Raw genomic sequence first — 5,700 nt, 5'->3', positions numbered from 1 at the left:
CCGTCCTCGAATTCATCCTCGAAGTCGTCGTAATAGTCCTGACCGTCCGTGTCGACGGGCAGGATGTCGTATTCGCTCGCCTGCGAATACGCCAACTGCTCGTCTCCCGAACTGGACGCTCCCCCGTCCGCGGGTTGCATGAAGGCGGTCGCGTCACCGGGGGCCGCAGGGTCACCCGAGGAGACACCCGAGTGAAAATTCGCGCCGCCGTCGCCGGGGATAGGCGCCGCCATGGTCGCATCACTCGGCAAGGGGGCGGCCATAGTCGCGTCCGGAGATGACGTCGGCGTACCGGTACCGCCACCCGACAACGACGGGTGCGCCATCGTCGCACCCAACCCTGAGACGTCGGGAGACGAACCAAGACCGCCACCAGGGTCACCGCCGGAGAATCCCGGGGCGTCCGGAGATGACGTCGGCGTACCGGTACCACCACCCGACAACGATGGCTGCGCCATCGTCGCACCCAACCCTGAGACGTCGGGAGACGAACCAAGACCGCCACCAGGGTCGCCGCCGGAGAATCCCGGGGCGTCCGGAGATGACGTCGGACCACCGGTCACATCGCCCGGGAAAACCGCGCCATCAGGGGATGACGTGGGAGTGCCGCCCGCACCACCGAACGGCATTCCTTGCGGCGCCATTGGCGCGTCGACAGACGCGATAGGGGCCGCCATCGTCACATCGGCGGGCAGCGCCGGCGCCGCCATGGTCGCATCGGCAACCGCGCCCGGATCCACGGAGGACGCAGGCCCGGACATCTTATTGCCGAACAGCAACGCGACGGCGACCGCGCTTCCCGGACCCGGCAGCCCCCTCGAAGCCTGAAGCTCGGAGACCACCTGAACATTCGCCAAACCCGCGTAGATGAGCGCCTGCGCCAACTGATCGGCCCGGTATTGGTCAGGCCAGGTCAACTCGGTGGCAACCAATCGGTGGCCTTCGTCGGACAACAGCCGATGGGTGGCGGTGACGGTTTCGGCCACATCCGCGACCGGGTTGTCGGTCAAATCGACGGTGGATTGGTCGATCACCGCGTTATGGCGGGCAGCCTCGACTAGAGCCAGGCGGGCGACCCGCCCGGTGACGGCCACCCCCAACACGACGTCCATTTACGGCTCTCCTTCGGCCGGCTACCCCACAGCCAGCAATGTCCCGGCATCATTACACTGCGTACCGTCGGCATATTCGTCAATTCGGGCGGCAAGGTTCCCTGTGAGCGCAGCGTAACCGGATTCCCAACCCGCGGGGACGGTCACCGAGATTACTTCACACCTTCATAGCCTGCTCACAGCTGCTGCCGCTTCTTCCGAATGGAGAATATGTTGGCAACCGAACAACGCGGCGGCCCCGGCAGCGGGTTCCCTCGCAGCATGACCAAACCTGCATCCGCAGCAACCGACCTCGATCCCTGGGGGGCCTCGTGAGCCTGAGCAGCGACGACACGCCGACCGGCCCCATTGTGGGTGGGCGACAGTCCCCCCCGGGTCCGCCCGCCGCGGAGACCCCATCCGCAGACCACACCGCGCGAACACGCAATTACCGACGCGATCTGTTGGCCGCCGCTCTGCTCGTCGCCGCTTTGCTGTTCCCCTGGAACCTGCACTTCGGATACCGCGTCCCGGGCAGCAGCTTGCTGCTGTGGGCAGTACTGGCCGTGGTAACTCTTCTGTCGCTCGTCTCGCTGCCGGCCTCGCGCGCCCGGCCCGGCCCGAACCGGTGGCTCCGGCTCGGCCTCAACATCCCCTACCTGCTGCTAGTGCTGGCCTTCGTCGCGTACGACGCTGTCCAATCCGTCCTGTTGGGTGGCACCGCCGAGGTGGCGGGCGGCGTGGGACCCGGCGGCTGGCTAGGCGCGGCAGGGGCGGTGTTGGCGGCACAACCATTGTTGGTCCGTCCGACCGTGGAAGAGCAGAGCCACCGGGGATGGCTGCTCGCAGCACGGGTAGTCGGCTACGCATCGATGTTCGGGGCATCCCTGAGCACCGGGTTCAATCTGTGCTGGCAGATCCGCTACGGCTTGCGGCACACGGGCGGCTCGGAAGCTTTCGGCATCCACAACACCACGGTGATTCTCACGGCGGTGGTGTACGGGGTGGTGGCTCTGACGACGCTGCTAGTGGCATCACGGTGGTTACTACGCAACACGCCGGCATCCCGCCTTGCCACCGTGGCCCTCGGCGCGTCCTCGTTGCTCGCCGGGATGCTGGTGTGGGTGCTTCCGGTCGGCCGCAGCCTCGACGCGTTTCACGGTATCGCGCAGAACACCCCGCTCGCCGGCGTCGGTTACGAGGGATATTTGGCCTGGGCGGCGGCCGCAGCCCTGTTCCTTCCGCTGACCGTGTTCGGGTCGCCGCTGGTGCGAAAAGATCGTGACGTGTGGCGCGACGCGGTCCGGATGGCGTTGACGCTGATCATCGTCTGGTGCGTGGGCTCGGTTCTGATGAGGGTCGTCGACATCGTCGCGCCGCTGCTGGTGGATTACCCGAGGTACCCGTACAACTTCACCACGCTGGCGGTCTTCAGCGCGGCAACGGCGGGCTTGGCGTGGTGGCTTCGGGCGCGCTTGGCCAGCGGTGCTCTGCGATCGCGGTTGACCACGACGTTGAGTGGTTTGGTGTTCACGCTGGCGGTTTCGCGGGTGATCCTCGGCGTCCTGTTGGCGCCGCGCTTCGTGCAGGGGGCCGCGAACAACCCCGTGTACGGGAACGATCTCGCCCAGCAGATCAACAGCATGTTCGACGTGACGCTGTGCGCCCTGGCGCTGTGCATTTTCCCCGCGGTCATCATCGCTGGGGTTATCCGCAAACCCCGGCGCCGTCAACGCCGTCAGCAGCCGATGCCACACCCGGGCAGCGGGCCGCGCCGGCAAGTCCCCATCCCCACTCGTCCAGGCCGACCCGCCCCGCCGTCGGAAGCCAGCACGACTCAGTTCAGCGCCGCCCCCGCCGAGCACGACGCGGATACCCCGGTGCTGTCCGGACAGAGCCGATCACCCCGGATCTTCCGTTCGGACGAGACCACCGGACCGTTGCGGCCCAAGATCTATCGACCGCCGAACCGTTCGTCCTAACCTCGGCCGAGCCCGCGCTACCGCAGTGGCGCAAAGGCGAACTCACGCAAGCCGTCGGCCGGAGCCACGCTGGCTCGGAAACCGAGCACATCGGCGGCGCGCGAGGGGTCGGCCACGATGTGGCGGACGTCGCCGCTGCGGTAACGCCCGGTGACGGCAGGAGACAACGCGGGATCCCGTGCCGCACACAGCGCGGTGGCCACCTCAAGGATCGAAATGGGTCGTCCCGAGCACACATTGGCGGCGGTGAATCCGGCGCGGTCCGCGTTCACCGCGGCCAGGTTCGCTGCGGCGACGTCCTCGACGTGGACGAAGTCGCGCATCTGCCGGCCGTCTTCGAAAACACTTGGCGAATCGCCCTTTTCGAGCGAGGAACGGAAAATCGCGGCCACGCCCGAGTAGGGGGTGTCCCGCGGCATGCCGGGACCGTAGACATTGTGGTAACGCAGGGCGACCACCGAACCGCCGGCGGCCTCCGACCAGGCCAGCGCGTAATGTTCCTGGGCCGTCTTGCTGGCCGCGTACAGGCTGCGCGGACGCAGCGCGGCGTCCTCGTCGACCAACTGCCACCCCACCGTTTCCGCACAGACCGGGCAGCGATGCTCGAAGATCCCCGCGTCCAGATCGCGGTGGCGGCGCGGGGCCGGGTCCACCGATCCGTGCTCGGCACACCGGTAACGCCCCTGCCCATACACCACCATCGACGACGCCAGCACCAGCCGACGAACCCCGGCGGCATACATCTGTGCGAGCAGCACCGTCGTCCCGAAATCGTTGTGTCCGCCGTATTCCGGTGCGTCCGCGGCGTCGACACCGGCACCCACCATCGCCGCCTGGTGGCACACCAGGTCCACGCCGGACAACAGCGGGGCCAGCGCTTCGGCATCGCGGACGTCCACCCGGTGGCACCCCGGCGGCAACACCGGACTTGCGCCGTGGGCGGCGGGCAGCAACGCGTCCACACCGATCACCTCGTGACCAGCGGCCCGCAACGCGGCGTCCACTCGGGAGCCGATGAAACCGGCCGCGCCGGTTAGCAGCACCCTCACGGCAACTCGAACGGCAGGGGAACCCCGGCGTGTTGCAGGCAGTGAGTGCAGGTGCGCTCGGCAGCGACCCGATCGATCGCCGTCCGCACGATCTGCTTGAGTCGCTCGATGTTCTCGCCGAACTCGACGAAGATCTCAGCGGCTTTCACGCCTTCGCCGACGGATACACCGGCATCCACGTCGGTGACCAAAGCGATTGCGGCGTAACATAACTCGAGTTCGCGAGCGAGTATCGCCTCTGGATAGCCCGTCATGTTGACCAAGCTGAAGCCGGCGGCGGCGAACCACTGGCTCTCCGCACGGGTGGAGAACCGGGGGCCCTGGATCACCACCATGGTGCCGCCGTCGACGACGTCGGGCAGACCGGTCACCGCGCTGCGCAGCGTCGGGCAGTACGGATCCGCGAAACTGGTATGCACCCCGCCGGTGTCGAAGTAGGTGTCGGCGCGACCGCTGGTGCGGTCGACCAGCTGATCGGGCACCACGACCGTCCCCGGCCCCAGGAGTGGATTCAGGCTGCCGACCGCGCACGGCGCGAACACCCGCCGGACGCCCAACGCGCGCAGCGCCCACATGTTGGCCCGGTAGGGCACGGTGTGCGGCGAGTAGTGGTGCCCGGCGCCGTGCCGGGGCAGGAACGCGACCTCGTGGTTACCCACGGTGCCGATCGTGATGGGGTCGCTGGGCGCACCCCAGGGGGTGTCGGGGTGCACAGTACGGGTGTCGGATCCGAGGAATGTGTAGAAGCCGCTACCACCGATGACTCCGAGCATCCGCCCATTGTGATGCATGAGGCAGGATGCCCTGGTGGCCAGTTTTGCCCAGTGGATCTCCGGGGCGCGCCCACGGACGCTGCCCAACGCGGTCGCCCCGGTGGTCGCGGGTACCGGCGCGGCAGCTTGGCTGCACGCCGCGGTGTGGTGGAAGGCGCTGCTGGCGCTGGCTGTCGCTGTGCCGTTCGTCGTCGGGGTGAACTATGCCAACGACTACTCCGACGGCATTCGCGGCACCGACGACGAGCGGGCCGGTCCGGTGCGGTTGGTCGGTGCCCGGTTGGCGACCCCGCGCGCAGTGCTGACTGCAGCACTGAGCAGCTTGGTGATCGGCAGCGCGGCCGGGCTGGCGCTGGCGCTGGCCAGTGCGCCCTGGCTGATCGCGGTCGGCATCGCGTGTGTCGCCGGGGCCTGGCTCTACACCGGCGGGTCCAAACCCTACGGCTATTCAGGGCTGGGCGAGGTCGCGGTGTTCGTGTTCTTCGGCCTGGTCGCGGTGCTGGGTACGCAGTACACCCAGGCCCTGCGCGTCGACTGGGTGGGACTGGTGCTCGCCGTCGGCATCGGGGCGTTGTCGTCGTCGGTGTTGGTCGCCAATAATCTGCGCGACATTCCCACCGACACGCAGTCGGGCAAGATCACCCTGGCGGTGCGGTTGGGTGACCGCCGGACCCGGATGCTCTACCACGCCCTGCTGGCCACCCCCGCCGTCCTGACGCTGGTCCTGACGATGGCCACGCCGTGGTCCGCGGTCGGACTGGTGGCCGTGCCGCTGGCTCTGCGCGCCGATCGGCCGGCGGGGGTC

Annotated in this window: 4 protein-coding genes and 1 pseudogene; 2 read left to right on the top strand and 3 right to left on the bottom strand. The window is 68.2% G+C overall.

Annotation, left to right across the window (positions count from 1 at the left end; genetic code table 11):
- Positions 1 to 1,112 (bottom strand): annotated as a pseudogene (locus tag A5636_RS15845) (hypothetical protein); the annotation flags it as partial.
- A 350-nt stretch (positions 1,113 to 1,462) separates the two neighbouring features.
- Here A5636_RS15845 and A5636_RS15840 point away from each other — a divergent pair.
- Positions 1,463 to 3,073, top strand: a complete 1,611-nt coding sequence (locus A5636_RS15840) for a hypothetical protein (RefSeq protein WP_437339838.1) — start codon at positions 1,463 to 1,465, stop codon at positions 3,071 to 3,073.
- A 17-nt stretch (positions 3,074 to 3,090) separates the two neighbouring features.
- Here the strand turns inward: A5636_RS15840 and A5636_RS15835 are convergent, their stop codons facing one another.
- On the bottom strand, positions 3,091 to 4,122 hold the full coding sequence (locus tag A5636_RS15835) for an NAD-dependent epimerase/dehydratase family protein (protein ID WP_065159593.1): 1,032 nt from the start codon (positions 4,120 to 4,122) through the stop codon (positions 3,091 to 3,093).
- The gene (locus A5636_RS15830) at positions 4,119 to 4,895 is read right to left on the bottom strand and encodes an S-methyl-5'-thioadenosine phosphorylase (protein WP_253900605.1); all 777 of its coding nucleotides are present in this window, start codon (positions 4,893 to 4,895) and stop codon (positions 4,119 to 4,121) included. The genes A5636_RS15835 and A5636_RS15830 overlap by 4 nt, the downstream gene beginning before the upstream one ends.
- 34 nt (positions 4,896 to 4,929) lie before the next feature.
- Between A5636_RS15830 and A5636_RS15825 the strand changes: the two genes are divergently transcribed.
- The coding region (locus A5636_RS15825) for a 1,4-dihydroxy-2-naphthoate polyprenyltransferase (RefSeq protein WP_065159595.1) at positions 4,930 to 5,700 on the top strand (771 nt) is incomplete at its 3' end.

The sequence above is a fragment of the Mycobacterium asiaticum genome, assembly GCF_001673315.1.
Lineage (GTDB): Bacteria > Actinomycetota > Actinomycetes > Mycobacteriales > Mycobacteriaceae > Mycobacterium > Mycobacterium asiaticum_B.
This window is presented reverse-complemented; position numbering and strand designations above follow the sequence as displayed.

Coding starts and splice junctions, on each gene's coding strand:
- A5636_RS15830 (WP_253900605.1), bottom strand. CDS start 4,895: ATGCTCGGAGTCATCGGTGGTAGCGGCTTCTACACATTCCTCGGATCC.